Here is an 18,961-nt window from a genome sequence, read left to right as displayed (position 1 = left end):
CTCCGGGCGCTTGCCGTTACTCTCCGGCCGATTGAGTCGCCGCCGCTTCTTGAGCTTCTTCCTCGTCTTTGATACGGGCTTCCGCAAGCTTCGAATCGATGCCTTGGGCTATTTGCGTTAGCGTCGGGGCGATCTCCATGTCCGTCTGGATCATGGAACTGAAGGTGTTCTCGTATTGCCCCATCGCCAAGCTATATTCTCTTGATACCATAGAAGCCCGTTTTTGCGCGAAGGGGAGCAGATTGTAATTAAGCGTCAACGAAGGATCGAGCTCGTCGCCGATGGCCGCGAAGACGGCGCTGGATACGCTGATCCCGAGCCGGAAAGCTTGTCTGGTCACCTCATTGTCTTCCAACGTTAACGCATAGATGTATTTCAATGCGGCATCGGGATGCACGCTGGACGCATTGATGCCGAAGGCCGTTATATACGGAGCGCTGACTTGGGCTTCTCCGGTCATACTTGGAAGGGCAACGATCCCGATGTCGGGGTTCGTCTGGGCGGCGCTGCTGATTAACGGAGATAACGTAACCGCCATTCCACGTTTTACCCCGATCTCAGCGACATCGCCGTTGTATTGCTTATCGATTACGCCTTGCTCGAGCAGGCCTTTTAACCATTCCACCGTGTTGACCGTAGCGGGACCGTCCAAATACCCGGAAGCCTGCGTGCCGTCGGGGGATAGAAAAGCGCCCTCCATACCCATGACGATCGGTTCAACAAACTCGGAATAGAGCGGAATGCCCGCTCCATAGACGTTGCTTGAATCTCCTCCGTTAGCCGATTTCAAGGCGACGGCGGCCGATTCGAAGTCTTCCCACGTCCAATCGTTTTGCGGGTAAGGGATGCCTGCGTTATCGAACCAGGATTTGCTATATCCGACGGTGATATTGTAGGCGGATAGCGTCATGCCCAGCAGCTTGCCGTCAACCGTAGTCATGTCCAATACGTTCCGGGGAAAATATTGCGTAATGTCCAAGCCGGCGTTGTCCAAGAGCGGGTTAAGGTCATAGAGCTTGCCTGCGCTCTGAGGCAACGCCAGCTCGAAAGGAGCGAACCAATAAATATCCGGTTTAAGCTCTTTGATCTTATCCGCGTATTGCTCGGGAGGTACCCGAACGAGATGAACTATGATTCCCGGGCTCTCCTTTTCCACTAATGCCTTGCTGTCGTCCAATAACGCATTAATTTGCTTGCCAAGCGCACTGTTGCCTTGATCCTGCACGAGTACCGTAATTTCCGCATTATCGAACTCTGTCTTCGGTTGGTCCGAGCATCCGGCAAGTATCACCGACGCAAGCACCATCGTTAGCAGGATGACGATCGACCATTTCCCTCTCATCTCGGTCTATTTCCACCTCTCCTAGTGTATAACGGTATTACGCGATTTTTGTTGGAAGGGTTCGGATAAATTTGGGAAAAAAGTTGGGTTCGAACGAAGCATGACTCTTGCATTCTAGGATAGGATGGCGAATAATCGAAGTAGATTATCTCGGAGTACGGCGCGGGAACGAGAGAGGGAGGGGAGCTATTCAATCATGAGCAAGCTGTTGGCGTTCGGGGCGTTATGGTGGTTGTTCGGCAATCCGTACATCGCGGTAGTGGTATTGCTTGTTATTATTTATTTCCTGGAGCGGCGCTATATCGGATTAACTCCGAGCATTGTACGCCCGTTGCGGCGCAGAAGCGCCATCTCAAAATGGAAACGGCAAATTCAGATGAGTCCTCACGACGTATCTTCGAAATCCGAACTCGCCCGCTTATTGATCGAGCGCAAGAGCTATGCGGTTGCGCGCGACATTCTGGTCGGCATAGAGAGCCAAATGGAACATTCGGCGGAGTATTGGAGCGATCTAGGCATATGCGAATTGGCACTCGGCAGACAAGACGAGGGGGAGCGCGCGATGACGCGGGCGCTGGCCATTAGTCCGAGAGTCAAGTACGGTCAACCGTACCTACGGTTGGCGGAATCGTTCGCTAAATTAAACCCCGAGAAGGCGATCGGGTTTTTGCAGCAGTTCAAAGAAGTGAATTCATCTTCGTGCGAAGCTTATTATCGGTTAGGTATCATTTATAGCAGCCTTGGACGCTCGGAAGATGCGGCGATCGCCTATCGCGAGTGCGTTCAACTGTATCGCTCTCTTCCGCGCTATATGAAAAGGCACGAGCGCAAATGGGCCATCCGGAGCCTGCTTCGCAACCGCTGAATTCATAGAGCAAGGGGCTATCTCCGCGGTCGATTTCGACCTTAAGAGAAAGCCCCTTTTTAATGAACGGTCTTAATAATAAATCATTAGTCAATAACCGATTCTTCGCTGGCAGCTTCTGCTTCGTCCGCAGCAACTTCCGCCAGAGCAGGCTCGTCGGCTTCTGCTTCTGCTGTTACTTCGGCTTGCTCCGCTTCGGCTTCGACGGCTTCCGCTTCAGCTTCGGCTTCGACAGCTTCTGCTTCCGCTTCTACTGCTTCGTCCGCAGCTTCGGCTTCGACAGCTTCAGCTTCCGCTTCGGCGACAACTTCCTCCGCAGCCTCTTCCGATGCTTCGACTTCCTCGGCTTGAGAGCTGAGTTCCGCTTCCTCGGCTACTGCTTCGACTTCAGCTTCTTCTGAAGCCGCTTCCAATCCTTCAACCGCTACTACTTCTTCATTCAAATCCATTTCGAATTCCCTCCCGAGAAGTGATTATGGGGACAATCCCCTAAGATCAAAGTTATCGCGTTAGTCAAAATCTGGCAACGGTGTTATTTTGTATATTATTGACGCCTTTGATCGAAAGCGGGAGGACTCGCGGTTTTCTCTTAATTAACGTCAGATGTTCCTATGAAGGTCGAAAGGTTGAAGCTTCGTGGATTTAGGGCGACGCTGTCTGCGCATGGCAAAGACGGCGGTTTTCAACACCGTACGGCGACGAATAATGGCATGGGAGAGCAAAAAAATAGCCGCCGGAGTAGATAGAGCGAACATTCGCGGCAGGGCTCCGGCGTTTGACAAAGCGGGTCTAGTTCCCGTATATTGTTCGTGATTCGGCTGGCAAAGCCGAGCGCGCACGGGAACAGTTCGGAGGTTTATAGAGATGAGTGGAGCAGGCAGAGGCCGGTCGGGAGGATCCGATCGCGGCGGACGCGGGAGCGGCAACGCTGGCCGTGGTGGACGCGGCGAATTCACGGGACGAAGCGGTCGTAACGACGGCGCAGGACGCGGTGGTCGCAACGAGAATGCGAGTCGCGGAGGTCGCAGCGATAGCACCGGACGCGGGACGCGGAACGAAGGCGTCGGTCGCGGCGGAAGAAACGAATCGGCGAACCGCGGTTCGCGCGGTGAAGGTCCGTTTCGCGCGGGACGAAGTGAAAGCCCGGTACTCGGGGGACGTAGCGAGAACGCGGGACGCGCTGGACGAAGCGAAGGGGTAGCTCGCGGTTCGCGCGGCGGTTCGATTAGAGATACGCAAGCTTCGGGGCATCCGAGATCGGTAGCGCCAGCGGCGAAGGTTGATCCGTCGTCGCTTCTTAAGATGGGACGCATCAAAGGAGAATGGATGGAAATTCGGTTGCCGGATCACTTGACCGGCGCGCCGTTATCCAAGCTGACGGCTTATTTGCCGCTAGCGCCAAAGCTCATATCGAAGCTGCTGCAGACGCGCGGATTGCTCGTACAAGGACCGAACTTGCGCTTGCACTTGTTCCCTCGGGAACAGCGCGACTTTCCGCCGGACTGGATGGAACTGAATATTTTATACGAGGATGAATTCACGCTCGTCGTGAACAAGCCGGCGGGGATCGAGGTGCATCCGAGCGAGCACGGCCAACGGAAGACGCTCGCGCATGCGGTCGCCGCTTACTACGAAATGTCGGGCCAGGAAATACGGGTACGACACATCCACCGCATCGATAAGGATACGACGGGACCTGTCCTCTACGCGAAAAACGAGTTTGCCCATTATCAATATGATAAGGCGATGCGGGAGAAGAAGATCGAGCGGTTGTACCTCGCGTTAGCGGAAGGTTACGTGGAAGGCAACAAAGGCAAGATCGACAAGCCGATCGGACAAGACCGTCATCACTCGACTAGACGGCGCGTAAGCGATACGGGCGATCCCGCGGTCACCCACTTCGAGGTCGTCGAACGGCTTCGCGATCATACGCTCGTGCGGCTGCGGCTGGAGACGGGCAGAACGCATCAAATCCGGGTGCATCTGTCTTCGATCAATCATCCGCTTGCCGGGGACGGCATGTACGGCGGTAAGCGCGGCATTATGTCTAGGCAGGCGCTTCATGGCGATCGGTTGATTTGGAGCCATCCGTGGACGGGTGAGCAACAATCGGTCCGCGCGCCGTTGCCGGACGATTTCAACGAAGCGCTGGACAAGCTGCGTCAAGATTAATTAGGAAAAACAATATCCATAATGAAAAACCGATTGCTGATGCAATCGGTTTTTTCGTTTTTCGCTCTGCGTAGGCGTGCAAGAATTTCGACCAGCGGATTCGCGGTAGGTTACTTTTGCGGCAATCGAAGTAAGTGGAATTAGCGCGTACCCGTCTTCGCGTGCTTAGGGAGCATGGGATCGCTTAACTGGGCAGTCTATCTCTTCTACTTATAGATGCTAGCATATTTTTATTTCTGCAAGGTAAAAACGCGCGGAAATTTTGAAAACTGTACGGGACTAGCCGTGTCACTCTCGCATTATTCCTAATATTTTACAATAAAAGGAGGATGGTTTATGGGGAATAATAATACCAAAGATGACAAAAAACGATGCCATCATTGTGGTCGCCAGAATTGCAAATGCGAAAAAAAACGATGCCATCATTGTGGTCGCCAGAATTGCAAATGCGAAAAAGAACGATGCCATCATTGTGGTTGCAAGGATTGCAAATGCGACAAAGAACGATGCCATCATTGTGGTAACAAGGATTGTAAATGCGATAAAGAACGATGCTCCGATTGTAAGGAGAAAACATGCGATTGCACTTGTAAACGAGGACAACGTGGACCACGAGGACGACGAGGACCAAAAGGGGCTACTGGAGCAAGAGGAGCACCGGGCGCACAAGGAGCGCCAGGAGCACCGGGAGCACCGGGAGCACAAGGAGCACCAGGAGCACCGGGAGCACAAGGAGCACCTGGAGCACCGGGAGCACCAGGAGCACCGGGAGCACCGGGAGCACCGGGAGCACCGGGAACACCAGGAGCACCAGGAGCACCAGGAGCAACTGGAGCAACGGGTGCTGGTGTAACAGGAGCAACTGGAGCAACGGGTGCTATGGGAGCAACGGGAGCACCAGGAGCAACTGGAGCAACGGGTGCTGGTGTAACAGGAGCAACTGGAGTAACAGGTGCTACGGGAGCAACAGGCGCAACAGGAGCACCAGGAGCAACAGGCGCAACAGGAGCAACAGGCGCAACAGGCGCAACAGGAGCAACAGGAGCAACGGGAGCAACAGGAGCAACAGGAGCAACAGGAGCAACAGGTGCAACAGGTGCAACAGGTGCAACAGGTGCAACGGGAGCAACAGGAGCAACAGGTGCAACAGGTGCAACAGGAGCAACAGGTGCTACGGGAGCAACAGGAGCAACAGGAGCAACAGGAGCAACAGGAGCAACAGGTGCTACGGGAGCAACAGGAGCAACAGGAGCAACGGGAGCAACAGGAGCAACAGGAGCAACAGGAGCAACAGGAGCAACAGGAGCAACAGGAGCAACAGGAGCAACAGGAGCAACAGGTGCAACAGGTCCAACAGGTCCAACGGGCGCAACAGGAGCAACAGGCGCAACAGGCGCAACAGGCGCAACAGGCGCAACAGGCGCAACAGGCGCAACAGGCGCAACAGGAGCAACAGGCGCAACAGGCGCAACAGGTGCAACAGGAGCAACTGGTGCAACAGGAGCAACAGGAGCAACGGGTGCTACGGGAGCAACAGGAGCAACGGGTGCTACGGGAGCAACAGGAGCAACGGGTGCTACGGGAGCAACAGGAGCAACAGGAGCAACAGGTGCAACAGGTGCAACAGGTGCAACAGGTGCAACGGGAGCAACAGGCGTTACAGGCGCCACGGGAGCAACAGGTGCAACGGGTGAAATAGGTGCAACAGGTGCAACAGGAGCAACAGGTGCAACAGGTGCAACGGGAGCAACAGGTGCAACAGGCGCAACAGGTGCAACGGGAGCAACGGGAGCAACAGGTGCAACAGGCGATACAGGTGCAACTGGGGCAACAGGAGCAACAGGAGCTACAGGCGCCACAGGTGATACGGGCGCTACGGGAGCAACAGGAGCTACAGGCGCCACAGGCGCCACAGGCGCCACAGGTGATACGGGTGATACGGGTGCCACGGGCGCAACGGGAGCAACAGGTGCAACAGGCGATACAGGTGCAACTGGGGCAACAGGAGCAACAGGAGCAACAGGAGCTACAGGCGCCATAGGCGCCACAGGTGATACGGGCGCTACGGGAGCAACAGGAGCTACAGGCGCCACAGGTGATACGGGTGCCACGGGCGCAACGGGTGATACGGGCGCTACGGGAGCAACAGGCGCAACAGGTGCAACGGGAGCAACAGGAGCAACAGGAGCAACAGGTGATACAGGCGCCACTGGAGCAACAGGTGCAACGGGTGAAACAGGAGCAACAGGTGCAGCGGGTGCAACGGGTGCAACAGGCGATACAGGTGCAACAGGTGATACGGGCGCTACGGGAGCAACAGGAGCTACAGGCGCCACAGGTGATACGGGTGCAACGGGAGCAACAGGAGCAACAGGAGCAACAGGCGATACAGGCGCCACTGGAGCAACAGGTGCAACGGGTGAAACAGGTGCAACAGGTGCACCGGGTGCAACGGGTGAAACAGGAGCAACAGGTGCAACGGGAGCAACAGGTGCAACAGGCGCAACGGGAGCAACGGGAGCAACGGGAGCAACGGGAGCAACAGGCGATACTGGCGCCACGGGAGCAACGGGAGCAACAGGAGCAACAGGAGCAACAGGAGCAACAGGAGCAACAGGAGCAACAGGAGCAACAGGAGCAACAGGAGCAACAGGTGACGCGGGTGCCACGGGAGCAACTGGGGCAACAGGAGCAACAGGCGATGCGGGAGCAACAGGAGCAACAGGTGACGCGGGAGCAACGGGAGCAACAGGCGATGCGGGCGCAACGGGAGCAACAGGCGATGCAGGTGCAACTGGTGCTACGGGAGCAACAGGCAGTACGGGTGCCACCGGAGCAACAGGAGCAGGGCTAGCCGAATACGCGTACGTCTATAATTTAACTGCTCAAGCACCGGTTGCAATAGAGGCCGCGGTTCTCTTTGATTCAACAGGTTTAATCACACCTGGAATCACTCATGCTCCCGGATCCTCAGATATTGTTTTTACAACTGCAGGCGTTTATGAGGTCACATTCTCTGCTTCTACTTTTGAATCCAGCCAGTTTGCGCTGTTCATTAACGGCAATCCGGTACTGAACACGGTATACGGTTCTGGTGCAGGCACGCAGCAGAACAACGGACAGGCGATAATCCAAATTGCGGTTAACGATATCTTAACTTTGCGCAATCATACTTCCGCTGCAGCGGTGACGTTGCAGACGCTAGCTGGAGGTATTGCAACAAACGTTAATGCATCTGTCGTGGCAAAAAAATTAAATTAATAGCGATACTCTTAAATCCTCTCACTTGGAGGGGATTTTTTTGTTCTGAGAAAAAACATCGCGGTACTCCTATCGCCGGCATAAAGCTTCCGTCATTAAGTAAGAGATCGTCGCTTCGGCGCCGCAGTTCAAATTCGGCCCGTAGCGGGTAAGCCCGTCGCAGCAGCTTCCGTCCGACGGGTCGACGAGCGGGGCGCGCAAGTCGTTATTTCCGTAATACCAGTCTCTGCACAGATCACGGATGGCACGGTAATGCGTCGAGGCGTCCCCGAGCGGATAAAATCCGTTCTCGCGAGGACCTTTTTCACCCCCATTACCAGGGGGATGTGCGTGAGCCGGATTACCCTCGATGCCCGTTGCAGCAGACGAGGCTCCGACAAGCGCCTCGCCTAGACCGCGCGAGGGTGGTTGTGCGATAAGCGCGGCTTCCTCCAAGGCCAGCGCCAGCTTGAACATCTCGAGCGGTTGCTGGTCCCATCGGCTCGAACGATCGTGCGTGCACCAGCTTTCGTTGCCGATCGGTCGCAGCCAGCCTCCCTCGGCCGTCATTCTCTCCAGCAAGAAGACCAAGCTCTCCAGACCGATAGCCAGTGTACCTGAACGGCGGGTGTAGCGGTACGTCCTCAGCATCGCCCAAGGGAGCACGCCGTTGCCGTAAGTCATGGCGGGCTCGAACCATCTCCATCTTCCGTCGTCGAAATGGTCGAACGCTCGGGTAAGCACCGCCTCGAATCGCAGCATATGGTGCTGCAGCTCGGATCGCACGTCGCTTGGCAACGAGACGACGCCGCAGTCCGAGGCATCCAGCAAATGCGCGCACGCGGCCATCGCGAACGCTTGCCCCCGGTGCGAATCGATGTGCCCGAGCGTCGGCATGGCGCGTTCGATTAGAAATCTAGCCGTCGCGCGCGCAGGTTGCGCCAGCCGAACCCAAGCGTCCGCACAAGCCCAGATCGTGCGGCCCTGGCAATCGTGCGAACGTTCCTCGTGTTCCGGCGTGCGATCGTAAGCGATATTGTTGTGTATCCAGCCATTGTCGTGCTGGCTCCAAAGCAAATAAGCGATATAAGTATCGGCAAGCCGCATAAGCTCCGTTCGATCGCTTTCGGGCATTTTCGCCTCGCCATAACCGTCTAAGTTCAACCACTCGGTGACCGTCCATAACGCGCGGGCGTTGTCGTCCGCGGTGTAGCCTTCTTTGCGGCGGGGGATACGTCCCTGCGCATGCTCCAGCATTCCGGTGTCGTCCGTCAGTCGGCGCAAGTGGACGAACGAAGGCGGAGCATCGGGACGAACCGCCTGGTTTGCTTCACACGACATCGGCAATTCCGTCGCCTTGCCCTTGAACGACTTGCCGGAATAGCCGCAAATGCTGCGCCCCCACTTGCGGCCAGTGCATGCCCCGCCCGATGTCGGCCATCGTATGCTCCCATTCCGTCAGCATGCCGGGATACGTGAACAGCTCGATCATTTTGCATCCCCACGCATGGGGATCTCCGTAAGGTAGCAACATCTCCTCGTGCCCTTGAACGAGGTCTCTTGCATAAATATAAGGCGTCGACAAGATTGGACGACCTAAGCCGGCTGCATAAGCAAGCGTTCCGCTCGTAATTTGCGCCATTCCGGGGTACGGTGTGACGTACAGGTCGCATGCGGAAATGAGAGAGACGAGCTGGTCTTCGGGAACGTACTGATCGATCCACTGCACGTGATGCTCGAGACCGAGCGCACCGATGAGTGTCTTCAGTTCGTTACGGTAGGCTTCGCCTTCGTGCTTCCGAACTTCCGGATGGGTTTGACCCGCGATCACGTACAACAGCTCGGGCACCGCCTGAACGGCGCGGGTCATCGCTTTCAATATCAACTCGATGCCCTTGCTCCGTCCGAGCAGACCGAACGTGAACAGCACTTTGCGATGCTCCCAGCCGGCTTCGCGCCGTACGTTCGCGCGATCGGCCCGGCTCGGAACCGGCGAGCCGTGCGGAAAGAACGATATTTTCTCGGCCGCCAGACCGAAATTATCCTGCAAATAACCGACGCCTTTACGGTTCATGACGATAAGATGATCGCTCCAGTGGGCGATTTGCTTCTGTACGTCCGAGTATGGGGCGACGGGGTTCTCGAAAACGGTATGGAACGTCGTAACGACCGGCTTCTTCAATCGCCGGATAAGTTCGATGACATGGCTGCCGGCGTCTCCGCCGAAAATACCGAACTCGTGCTGCAGCGATACGACGTCGATAGAACTATGGTTAATGAGATCGGCGACGGCGCGGTAATCGTCCTGATCCTGCTTGATGAGCGGAAGCATCCACGGCTCCGTGTACTCCGAACGTTCATCCGGATTGCATAAAGTGACTACGGGATCGAGAGACGGATATCCTTTGGCATTCATAACGGCTTCCCGCAAATGGTGCGTGTACGTGGCCAACCCGCATTTTTTCGGTACGTAGGTGCTAATATAGGCGATCTGAGGATTGCGTTCGTTCAACGGCGATGCACCTCCAGGTTACGATTGCATACGGCTTCGTGCAGAATATGGGGGCCGGCTTGCATGCCGGCGCCGAAAATGCACGCGTTAAGCTGAGCGCCGGCGCTCACCCTGCAACGGTCCCACAAGATCGAGTAGGACAGGCGCGCTTGTCTGCCGATTCTGCTGCCGTTGCCGATAACGGCATACGGGCCGATAATCGCGCGGTCGCCGATCGTGACGTCGTCCCCGATCATGACGGGGGGAACGAACAAGACGCCCTGGCCGACACGGACGTTGTCGCCGAGCCAGATTCCCTTATTGTCCATGTCTTGGCCGCCGATGGCGACCGGAAACCGGCGATCGAGCAAATCCCAATGCAGCTGCCGATAGCGCTCCGTCGTTCCCATGTCCATCCAATAGCCGCCGATCGGATGGCCGTATACGCCGCTCCCGTTGTCGATAAGGAGCGGGAACGTCTCCCTCTCGATCGATACCGCCTTACCCGCCGGAACGAAAGCAAGCGCTCTGCGCTCCATGATGTAAATGCCCGCATTGATCCGATTTGACGGCGCCGCTTCTTTTTTCGGTTTCTCGACGAAGTCGACGATTCGCCCGCCATCCGTTTGCACTACGACGCCGTAGTGCGAGGGATCGTCGACGTCCGTCAGGCAGATCGTCGCTACGCCTCTGTGCGCCTCATGAAATTTCAATGCGGAAGCTAGGTCTACCTGATGAATAATATCCGCGTTGACGACGATGAACCGATCGCTAAGCAGATGCTCCGCGTTTTTGATCGCGCCAGCGGTTCCGAGCAGCTCCCTTTCGACCGCATAGTCTATGCGAACCCCGTACTTGGAACCGTCGCCTAGATGGCTCTCGATCAGCTCGCGGTAATGTTTGACGGCGACGACGAACTCGTAAATGCCTTGTGCCTTGTAGTTAAGCAGCAGATGCTCCAGCCAAGGTCGATTGCCAACCAATGCCATCGGTTTCGGAAGATGTTCCGTCAGGGGCCGTAATCTGGTTCCAAGTCCGCCGGCTAGAAATAATGCTTTCATGCGGGATCAACCTCCCTTTTTTTTAATCTGCTTTTCCGCTGGGTCCATTGACGACCTATTAACGCGATCACCTTGGTTGTCATCACCTCCCGCGAAAAAGAACGACGCTTCCATCGCGGCGAAGCGGAGGGAAGCGTCTATATCGAATGTGAAGCAAACATAGCTACGGCGATGCGTCGATTATTTGAAATATACTTGGCTTGAAATAGGATTATGCTTCGGCTATTGTCCATCCAGCCTGTCCGTAGCTAGAAGAACGGTTTCAAAGCTTCGCATTCTGGGTATACCAATGTTGCAAGCTTTTATAGGGGAATTGTGAATGGAGGGTGCTGCATTACGGAAAACATTGCGATATTCGAAAGGGAAGAAGGCGTGCTCGACGCCATTCGCATGCTGCGGGAAGCAGGCGCGGAGGCGGATGATCTCCGGGTTATCGTGAACAACCGGGAAGGCGCGCCCCGGCTGTCTTCCGAAGGCGACATCCGGATCGAGGAGCTGTACGAGATTCAATTGACGCGCGGCGACGACACGGACAGAGATACTTTGCTTACGACGATTGCGGGGAACGCCGCTTTGCCGGTAGGCATTTCGACGACCGGAGGCGGCCCGCTGGGCGTAGTTTTATCCTCCGATTTCAATGGCGAATTCCAGGCGAGCGCGGATTTGCTTCAAGAGATGGGCATTCCGGGAGATGCGGCGGGACGCTGCGCCAAGGCGATCGAGAATGGGCGATATGTTCTCGTTACGGATACCGAAGTAGGCATTAACGCCGAAGCGTTGCTCTCTCGGGCGGGAGCAGCGGACGTGATCGGCTTGGGAAGCGAATAATACGGCGAAAAGAGCTGCCGGACCTAGCGGGTCCGAGCAGCTCTTTTCGCGTTTCATGGGGTATAATTCTCGGCTCAAGGAACGATAACCGGGCGATCGGGCCGAACGAGGCTTGCGATAGGATGGTCGATGCCGAGCAGTTTATCCCGAATAATATCGGCGCCTAGCATGCTATAAATCGTCCCGTTGCCTCCGTAACCGAGTAAATAATGTTGTCTGGGCCGATCCGGATCTTCGCCGATCCATGGGAGGCCGTCCGTCGATTCGCCGAACGTGGCGCACCACTCGTAGCGGATTTCCGGTTCCCACATCGGGAACAACAGCTTGAATTCGGACAGCAACCGCATAGAATGCACGCGAAGCTCGCGTTGCGTGATGACCGGCACACGAACGTTCTCGTCGAGCCCGCCGACCACGATACGGTTGTCCGGCGTCGTCCGCGCGTATAGATAAGACCTTGCGGTTTCCCATAGCAGGCACCGCTCCGGCCATTCCGCAAGGCTGGGCATCGGATTCGTTACGATGGCATAGGAGCGGCATAGCTTAGCTTGGATCCAACGGCCCCCGGCTTGCTCTGGCGCGTATCCGACCGCATATACGACATGATCGACTTGCAGCGCTCCGTCCGGAGTTTGGACGATATAGCCCGAGCCGGCGTCGGCCGGCTGAACGGACAGCATCGGCGTATGCTCGTAGATAGTAAGGCCGAGTCGGTTTGCTTCTTCGGCCAGCGCATGAACGAACAAGTAAGGGTTGATTTCCGCGTCGCCGTTCGTTAAGATGGCGGCTTCTTTGCGAAACGGATAATGTCTCGAAATCCGTTGTCCATCCCACCACTCCGCACTGAAGCCATGGCGGTGCCAATACTCGTACTCTTTGCGCAAAGCCGGAGCGTCTGCCGGCGTTGAGGCATAGTACAGGCTGCGGCGTCTTTTGAATTGCACGTCGCGGGGCAACCGTTCCGCGATCGCATGCAATTGCTCCGAAGCTTGCCTGCAAGCATGATAGAAAGACGCCGCGTCGCGTTCTCCGATCGTGCGCGCGAAATCGCTCAGCATCGTATCGTTGGCGAATTGCAGCAGACCGGTATTGGCAGACGTGCTTCCGTCCGCGATACGGCCTTGCTCGATGAGCACGGCGTCGATTCCGGATCCGGCAAGCACGTACCCGCACGTGACGCCGGACATCCCTCCTCCGATAATGGCGACGCGCGATCTAACGCAGCCTTCGAGCGCGCGGTATTTTAAAGGGTCCGCATAGGTTCCCGGCCAATATAACGATCCAAAGTGAAGGCTCATGCGCAACTGTTCCTCCGTCTATTATTAACGAGTAAGTAATATGCCAAAAACGGCGGCGGGATATACAGTCGGGCGTGTGCCGCGGCAACGATCGAGGTCCGTGCAACTTATGGCGCCGTCCCGACGTCTTTCGCTGTAGAAGCTAAAGGCGCCGGTTGAATCGTACTTTCCGACGAGAGCGCTTTCGACTACAATAGGAAAGACTACGTGCAAGAGAGTGAGGACGGACATGCAATCAGATAACTATGCCGGCAGCGATATCGCGATGAGGGAGCTAGTCCCCGATTCGCCCCGCGAGAACAGTCGCTGGACGCGCGCGGATCTCGTATGGGTGCTGCTGCTTACCGTAATATCCGCCATTATGACGTTCACGGATTTAGGCAATCGCTCCGCTCCGCAGACGTTCTGGAAACCAAGCCAGATCGGAGAGGCTTTCGTCGTCGATTTCGGCGAGATGCGCCATGTCGATCGGCTGAATTTGTACGAAGGCCCGGGCGCCAAAGGCAAGACTCGCATCGAATCGTCGGCGGATGGCCAAAAATGGTTACCCTACATAGAAGTCGAGCATAAGACGAACCGCGTCTTTACATGGAAGCTAGAGGACAAGCCGGTCGAAGCCAGATATATGCGCTTTACGGTCGTAAGCACGGGATATCGGCTTTATGAAGCGGCCTTCTACACGAAAGGCGTATCGGTGCCGATCCCGTTCACGGACATCCAACCGTCAGGCGTTACAGGTACCGATACCGAAGGCAGCGGGCTGAACGTATTCGACGAGCAGGAGTTCGCCCCGTATCGCCCGGATTACCGCAATAGCATGTACTTCGACGAGATCTATCACGGCAGAACCGCGTACGAATTCATTCAAGGCATGGAGCCTTACGAATGGACGCACCCGCCGCTCGGCAAAGTCATTCTCGCGATCGGCGTAAAGCTGTTCGACATGACCCCGTACGGTTGGCGGTTCATGGCCGGCGTATTCGGTACGCTGATGATTCCTGTTTTCTACGCCGTGGCGCGAGGAATGTTCAAACGTACGCGCTATGCGGTTATCGCGACCGCGCTAATGGTGCTCGAAGGTTTCCATCTCGTGCATTCGAGAAGCGCCAACGTCGATATTATCGGCGTAACGTTTACGATCATCATGTTTTACGCGATGTACCGGTACGGGGAAACGGCGTGGCGCAAAGGCGACTTCCGGCGAAGCTTCGGCTGGCTGGCGCTTGGCGGTATCTTCTTCGGGGCCGCCGCTGCCGTAAAATGGAACTATATGTACGGCGGAGCGGGACTTGCGTTACTGCTGCTATTCGCGCTCGTCCGGCGCTGGCGCGAGTCTAGGTTGGATGGCGATTGGGGCTTTGCTTCCAAACTGCTGCTGACGTTGCTGGCTTGCGTTATTTTATACGTTGCCGTACCCGTCGGCATTTATTCGGCATCCTACATTCCGTTCTTCAAAGCGACGAAAGCCGACGACGGCGTAAACTACAAGGATTTATGGCAGCAGCAAAAGAACATATATAAGTACCACAAAGGCGTCAAGGAGAAGCATCCGTTCTCCTCGAAATGGTACACGTGGCCGTTCATGATGAGACCGGTATGGTATTACGGAGGCAAGGATCTTGCGCCGGATACGAAGCAAAGCATCGTGGCGATGGGAAATCCGGCCATCTGGTGGGGCGGACTGGCGGCGATGATAGTCTCATGGATTTTATCGATCATCGCTTGGATCCGCGGATGGCTGCGCAGGGACCGGATCGTCCTAACGCTTACGGTCGCCTATCTGTCGTTTTACGTCCCGTGGATAGTCGCTCCGCGCAGCGTCACGTTTTTGTATCATTATTTTCCGATGGTTCCGCTGCTTATTTTGTTCCTCGTCTGGGTGTTCAAATGGCTTGAGGAAAGAAGCGAGCTTGGCCGAAGGATTACGTACGCTTTCTTATTCATAACGGCGATCTTGTTCGTCTGGTTTTATCCGGTGTACGTCGGCATCACGATCGACAAAGATTGGATGAACATCGCGATCCGTTGGTTCTCCACCTGGGATTTCTAAGTTTGTAGGTATGTGTTGGCAACAGAAAGGGGCTATAACCGTGAACGAGCCAATCTTCCTTTCCGTTATCGTTCCGATGTATAACGAGGAAGAAGTCATTGAAGTGACTTATAACCGTCTGAGGGCGGTACTGCAGACGATCGGGGAATCGTTCGAAATCGTATTCGTGAACGATGGCAGCCGCGATCGGACCGCGTCGATCGTTCGGAATATTTGCGCGCGCGACCGTACGGTCAAGCTGGTCGATTTCTCGCGCAATTTCGGGCACCAGATCGCCGTTACGGCAGGAATGGATCACGCGAGCGGTCGGGTAGTCGTCCTGATCGACGCGGATTTGCAGGATCCGCCCGAGCTGATCGCCGATATGGTCGCGAAGTGGCGGGAAGGCTACGATGTCGTATACGGCAAGCGGATCGAGCGCAAAGGCGAATCGTGGTTCAAAAAAGCGACCGCGGCGATGTTCTACCGGTTGCTGCGTTCGATGACGTCCGTGAACATTCCCGTCGATACGGGCGACTTCCGCCTCATGGACCGTAAAGTATGCGACGCGCTTACCCAAATGCGGGAACGGAGCCGTTTTATCCGCGGGATGGTGAGCTGGGCGGGCTTTAAGCAGACGTCCGTGGAGTACGTCAGGGAAGAGCGGTTCGCAGGAGAGACGAAGTATCCGCTTCGCAAAATGGTTCGCTTGTCCCTGGACGCGATCACGTCGTTCTCGACGAAGCCGCTTAAGATCGCCGGGATTCTCGGTTTCGTATTATCCGCGGTCGGATTTATTTATTTATTAGTCGTATTGTTCCAGCATTTCTTCACGAATTCGACCGAGCCGGGCTGGACTTCGTTGATCGCGATCAGCTTGTTGTTCAACGGCATTACGCTTTCTTTGCTCGGCGTGCTCGGAGAGTATATCGGCCGCATCTATGAAGAGACGAAAGGGCGCCCGCTATATCTCGTATCGGATAAAGTGAATTTTCCCGGCGAAGCGCAAGTGACCAGGCAAGCGCAACCGGTCGGCGCGGGAGCGCGAGACTGAATCGGCGATTAGCAAGAAGGAGACGACCAACGAGCGGGTTGGTCGTCTCTTGCGTGCTTGCTCCCGCATAGAACTGAACAAGAGAGCAACGCTAGGAAGAAGAAAACAAGGGATGGGATGAAACGCGATGAAAGCACCTCAAGATCAGACATTAGTCGTGATGACCCGCGGCGGTATTTCCGAGAACGAGCATCGGGGACGGATAAGCGTCGTTTCGGCTATCGATGGCCGTGAAGTATATACGGTCGGCGACGTAGATGTTCCGACTTACGTGAGATCGACGGCAAAGCCGATGCAAGCGATCGCTTCGTTAGGGGATGGAATGGCGGAGGCGTACGGCTTCGAGTCCAGGCACCTCGCGCTTATGGGAGCGTCCCATCGGGGAAGCCCTGAACAAATAGCCGTTTTAGAAGAGATATTGGCTTTAACGGGTGTGCCTGAAGACGCGCTCGCCGTAGGAGCGACGTTACCTGTCGGCAGCCGAAATCGCGATAAATACGTGGCGGCAGGCGGGCGTCCCCGGAAGTTGTTCCATACGTGCGCGGGCAAACATCTGGGTGTGCTGGCATGGAGCAAGCTGAAGGGTTGGCCTCTTGAAGGTTATATCCATCCCGATCATCCGGCGCAACGGGAAGTGCTCGGCGCGATCGCGCGCTGGACGGGCGAGGATGCCTCGCAAGTTACGGTCGGGCGCGACGGATGCGGCTTCCCGGTCGCGGCGATGCCGCTGCGGAGGCTGGCGTTCGGTTACGGGCGTCTGGCTAGTCCGGAACTGGCTTTGGCTGGAGGGGTGAGTGCAGCTGACGTAGGTGCGGCAACCGCGGTGACGCAGGCGATGAACGCGCATCCTCTGCTCGTAGAAGGGGATCGGCGATTAGCGAGCTTGTTGCTGGCGGACCCGAACGTCGTCGCCAAGAGCGGCGCGCATGGCGTGTTCACGTTCGGGCTTCGGCGCGAGCAGTTGGGCGTCGCGTTCACGGTGTCGAACGGAACGGAAATCGCGTGGCCTTACGTCGCGATGGCGCTGCTCGACAAGTTCGGCGGCGTATCGGCCGAAACGAGGCAGCGCCTCGCGGACACGTTCCCGGCCGAGTTCCTGAACGACGCGCGGGAGAAAGCGGGCAAGTGGGAAGTTATGTTGCCGTAAGACGCGGAAATCCGGCGCTCTGAAGCGATTAGAGACACCGTGTGATGTTAAATCGCCGCAACCCTGAAGTCCGACGCATTTAGAGACACCGTGTGATCTTAAAACACCGTAACTCTGAAGTCCGACACATTTAGAGACACCGTGTGATGTTAAATCGCCGTAACTTAAGTTGCAGCGCATATTGAGGCAATAATGCCCCTATTTCGTGTAACTCTGTGACTTCGATACAAATAGAGGCAATAATGCCTCTAGCTCGCGAGATTCCGTGAATTCGATGCAAATAGAGGCACACATGCCCCTATCTCGTGAAATTCTGTGACCTCGATACAAATAGAGGCAAATATGCCCCTATTGCGTGAGATTCCGTGGCTACTATGCGAATAGAGGCAAATATGCCTTTATTGCGCGAACCCCGGGTTCACCCCTCACTCTCGGTTTGTATCCCGTGCCCCACTTCGGCCCGGTATTCCGTCGGAGACAGCCCGAACCATCGGCGGAACTGCTTGGAGAAATACAGCGCATCCTGAATGCCGACGGAAGAAGCGATTTGCTCGACGGTCAGCTCCGGGCGCTCCCGGAGCAGGCGCTTCCCGTGATCGATGCGCAGCTTAGTCAAGAAAGTGATCGGAGATAGTCCGGAAATTTTCTTGAACAAGCGCGAGAGGTAGGCGCGGTTGTAGCCGAGCGTCTCCGCCATCGCTTCGATCGTGATCGGCTCGGCGTATTGAGTGGACAAGTAACCGATGACGAGCTGGACGAGCTCGTCGTTATGCGAGTCCGGCCGAATGGGCTGCTGGACGGCGTTGCCTGCGGTGGCGCCGAGCAAATCCGCGCACAGCAAATGCAGGTGCCCGGTTGCTTCCAACGAAGCGGAACCGCCGCGCGTACGAAAACATTCGAATATCGCGCGGCAACGGTCTCGTGGCGCGCGGTTCTCCCCGGTATCGATGACGGGCTGCGACGGTCCGAAGCCGGCAGCGACGACCAATTCATCGGCGTTCGCTCCCGTGAATCCGATCCAGCGATACCTCCACGGCTCGGCTTCATCCGAAACATACTCGAACAGCTGCCGAGGATGAATAAGAAAGCTAGAGCCCGCCGTTAGCTCCCCCTCGTATTCCCCGCTATGAAATCGCCCTTTGCCCGAAAGCACGTGATGCAATAAGTAGTAGTCGACGACCTTCGGTCCTATGCGATGGTTAGGCTTCGTTTGGCTCTCTCCCGCGAACAGCACCGTTAGTCCGGTCGCCTGCATGTTAACGGGATTGGATACTACGCGATACGTATAAGCCGCCGTGGTAGTCATCGGCATCGTTCACTCCTTGGTTCCGCATACGATATGCTTTTGATTGTAGCACGATTACCGCAATCCTGCCTCGCCAAAAGTCACATTTCTCCATGTATAAAGCATATCAAGCCATTGGTAAGACGTTG

Annotated in this window: 18 protein-coding genes; 11 read left to right on the top strand and 7 right to left on the bottom strand. The window is 56.1% G+C overall.

Annotated elements, in window-relative coordinates; genetic code table 11:
* Positions 1-16: 16 nt before the first annotated feature.
* Entirely contained in the window at positions 17-1,342 is a 1,326-nt protein-coding gene (locus ACFPQ4_RS15795; protein WP_378112835.1) for an ABC transporter substrate-binding protein, read from the bottom strand.
* Positions 1,343-1,538: 196 nt separating this feature from the next.
* On the opposite strand from ACFPQ4_RS15795, the gene ACFPQ4_RS15790 reads away from it, so the two are divergent.
* Positions 1,539-2,207: a tetratricopeptide repeat protein gene (locus ACFPQ4_RS15790; protein ID WP_378112833.1), complete on the top strand. Its 669-nt coding sequence runs from the start codon at positions 1,539-1,541 to the stop codon at positions 2,205-2,207.
* Positions 2,208-2,293: 86 nt separating this feature from the next.
* Here the strand turns inward: ACFPQ4_RS15790 and ACFPQ4_RS15785 are convergent, their stop codons facing one another.
* On the bottom strand, positions 2,294-2,656 hold the full coding sequence (locus ACFPQ4_RS15785; RefSeq protein ID WP_378112832.1) for a hypothetical protein: 363 nt from the start codon (positions 2,654-2,656) through the stop codon (positions 2,294-2,296).
* Positions 2,657-3,075: 419 nt separating this feature from the next.
* Here ACFPQ4_RS15785 and ACFPQ4_RS15780 point away from each other — a divergent pair, with 419 nt between their 5' ends.
* The 6 genes from ACFPQ4_RS15780 (at position 3,076) to ACFPQ4_RS15755 (ending at position 7,233) form a co-directional block, all read left to right on the top strand.
* On the top strand, positions 3,076-3,408 hold the full coding sequence (locus tag ACFPQ4_RS15780) for a hypothetical protein (RefSeq protein ID WP_378112831.1): 333 nt from the start codon (positions 3,076-3,078) through the stop codon (positions 3,406-3,408).
* Between the two features lie 125 nt (positions 3,409-3,533).
* Positions 3,534-4,379, top strand: a complete 846-nt coding sequence (locus ACFPQ4_RS15775; protein ID WP_378112830.1) for an RluA family pseudouridine synthase — start codon at positions 3,534-3,536, stop codon at positions 4,377-4,379.
* Between the two features lie 358 nt (positions 4,380-4,737).
* Positions 4,738-5,232 carry a hypothetical protein gene (locus tag ACFPQ4_RS15770; protein WP_378112829.1) on the top strand — a complete coding sequence of 165 codons (495 nt, stop codon included), beginning with the start codon at positions 4,738-4,740 and terminating at the stop codon, positions 5,230-5,232.
* 99 nt (positions 5,233-5,331) lie between these two features.
* Positions 5,332-6,078 (top strand): hypothetical protein, encoded by a 747-nt coding sequence (locus ACFPQ4_RS15765; protein WP_378112828.1) that lies wholly within the window; start codon positions 5,332-5,334, stop codon positions 6,076-6,078.
* On the top strand, positions 6,079-6,420 hold the full coding sequence (locus ACFPQ4_RS15760) for a hypothetical protein (protein WP_378112827.1): 342 nt from the start codon (positions 6,079-6,081) through the stop codon (positions 6,418-6,420). It abuts the gene before it with no gap.
* 9 nt (positions 6,421-6,429) lie between these two features.
* On the top strand, positions 6,430-7,233 hold the full coding sequence (locus tag ACFPQ4_RS15755; RefSeq protein ID WP_378112826.1) for a hypothetical protein: 804 nt from the start codon (positions 6,430-6,432) through the stop codon (positions 7,231-7,233).
* A 476-nt stretch (positions 7,234-7,709) separates the two neighbouring features.
* Here the strand turns inward: ACFPQ4_RS15755 and ACFPQ4_RS15750 are convergent, their stop codons facing one another.
* Genes ACFPQ4_RS15750 through ACFPQ4_RS15740 form a run of 3 tightly spaced genes read right to left on the bottom strand, consistent with a single transcriptional unit; the run spans position 7,710 to position 11,171 of the window.
* Positions 7,710-8,960 carry a hypothetical protein gene (locus tag ACFPQ4_RS15750; RefSeq protein ID WP_378112825.1) on the bottom strand — a complete coding sequence of 417 codons (1,251 nt, stop codon included), beginning with the start codon at positions 8,958-8,960 and terminating at the stop codon, positions 7,710-7,712.
* Positions 8,950-10,131, bottom strand: coding sequence for a glycosyltransferase family 4 protein (locus ACFPQ4_RS15745; protein WP_378112824.1), 1,182 nt, complete (start codon positions 10,129-10,131; stop codon positions 8,950-8,952). The genes ACFPQ4_RS15750 and ACFPQ4_RS15745 overlap by 11 nt, the downstream gene beginning before the upstream one ends.
* Positions 10,128-11,171 carry a nucleotidyltransferase family protein gene (locus ACFPQ4_RS15740; protein ID WP_378112823.1) on the bottom strand — a complete coding sequence of 348 codons (1,044 nt, stop codon included), beginning with the start codon at positions 11,169-11,171 and terminating at the stop codon, positions 10,128-10,130. The genes ACFPQ4_RS15745 and ACFPQ4_RS15740 overlap by 4 nt, the downstream gene beginning before the upstream one ends.
* A gap of 372 nt (positions 11,172-11,543) precedes the next feature.
* On the opposite strand from ACFPQ4_RS15740, the gene ACFPQ4_RS15735 reads away from it, so the two are divergent.
* On the top strand, positions 11,544-11,999 hold the full coding sequence (locus ACFPQ4_RS15735; RefSeq protein WP_378112822.1) for a hypothetical protein: 456 nt from the start codon (positions 11,544-11,546) through the stop codon (positions 11,997-11,999).
* A gap of 74 nt (positions 12,000-12,073) precedes the next feature.
* Here the strand turns inward: ACFPQ4_RS15735 and ACFPQ4_RS15730 are convergent, their stop codons facing one another.
* On the bottom strand, positions 12,074-13,297 hold the full coding sequence (locus ACFPQ4_RS15730) for an NAD(P)/FAD-dependent oxidoreductase (protein ID WP_378112821.1): 1,224 nt from the start codon (positions 13,295-13,297) through the stop codon (positions 12,074-12,076).
* A 229-nt stretch (positions 13,298-13,526) separates the two neighbouring features.
* Here ACFPQ4_RS15730 and ACFPQ4_RS15725 point away from each other — a divergent pair, with 229 nt between their 5' ends.
* From ACFPQ4_RS15725 to ACFPQ4_RS15715, 3 genes are all read left to right on the top strand, one after another.
* Positions 13,527-15,347 (top strand): phospholipid carrier-dependent glycosyltransferase, encoded by a 1,821-nt coding sequence (locus ACFPQ4_RS15725; protein WP_378112820.1) that lies wholly within the window; start codon positions 13,527-13,529, stop codon positions 15,345-15,347.
* Positions 15,348-15,357: 10 nt separating this feature from the next.
* Positions 15,358-16,380, top strand: coding sequence for a glycosyltransferase family 2 protein (locus tag ACFPQ4_RS15720; RefSeq protein ID WP_378112819.1), 1,023 nt, complete (start codon positions 15,358-15,360; stop codon positions 16,378-16,380).
* Between the two features lie 127 nt (positions 16,381-16,507).
* Complete coding sequence (locus ACFPQ4_RS15715) at positions 16,508-17,527, top strand: asparaginase (RefSeq protein ID WP_378112818.1); 1,020 nt, start codon at positions 16,508-16,510, stop codon at positions 17,525-17,527.
* Between the two features lie 418 nt (positions 17,528-17,945).
* Here ACFPQ4_RS15715 and ACFPQ4_RS15710 read toward each other — a convergent pair whose 3' ends face one another.
* Positions 17,946-18,839 (bottom strand): AraC family transcriptional regulator, encoded by an 894-nt coding sequence (locus tag ACFPQ4_RS15710; protein ID WP_378112817.1) that lies wholly within the window; start codon positions 18,837-18,839, stop codon positions 17,946-17,948.
* Positions 18,840-18,961: the final 122 nt, after the last annotated feature.

This window comes from Cohnella yongneupensis, from assembly GCF_042655785.1.
Classification (GTDB): Bacteria; Bacillota; Bacilli; order Paenibacillales; family Paenibacillaceae; genus Cohnella; species Cohnella yongneupensis.
The sequence above is the reverse complement of the archived record's forward strand: the minus strand, read 5'-3'. Positions and strand labels throughout refer to the sequence as shown.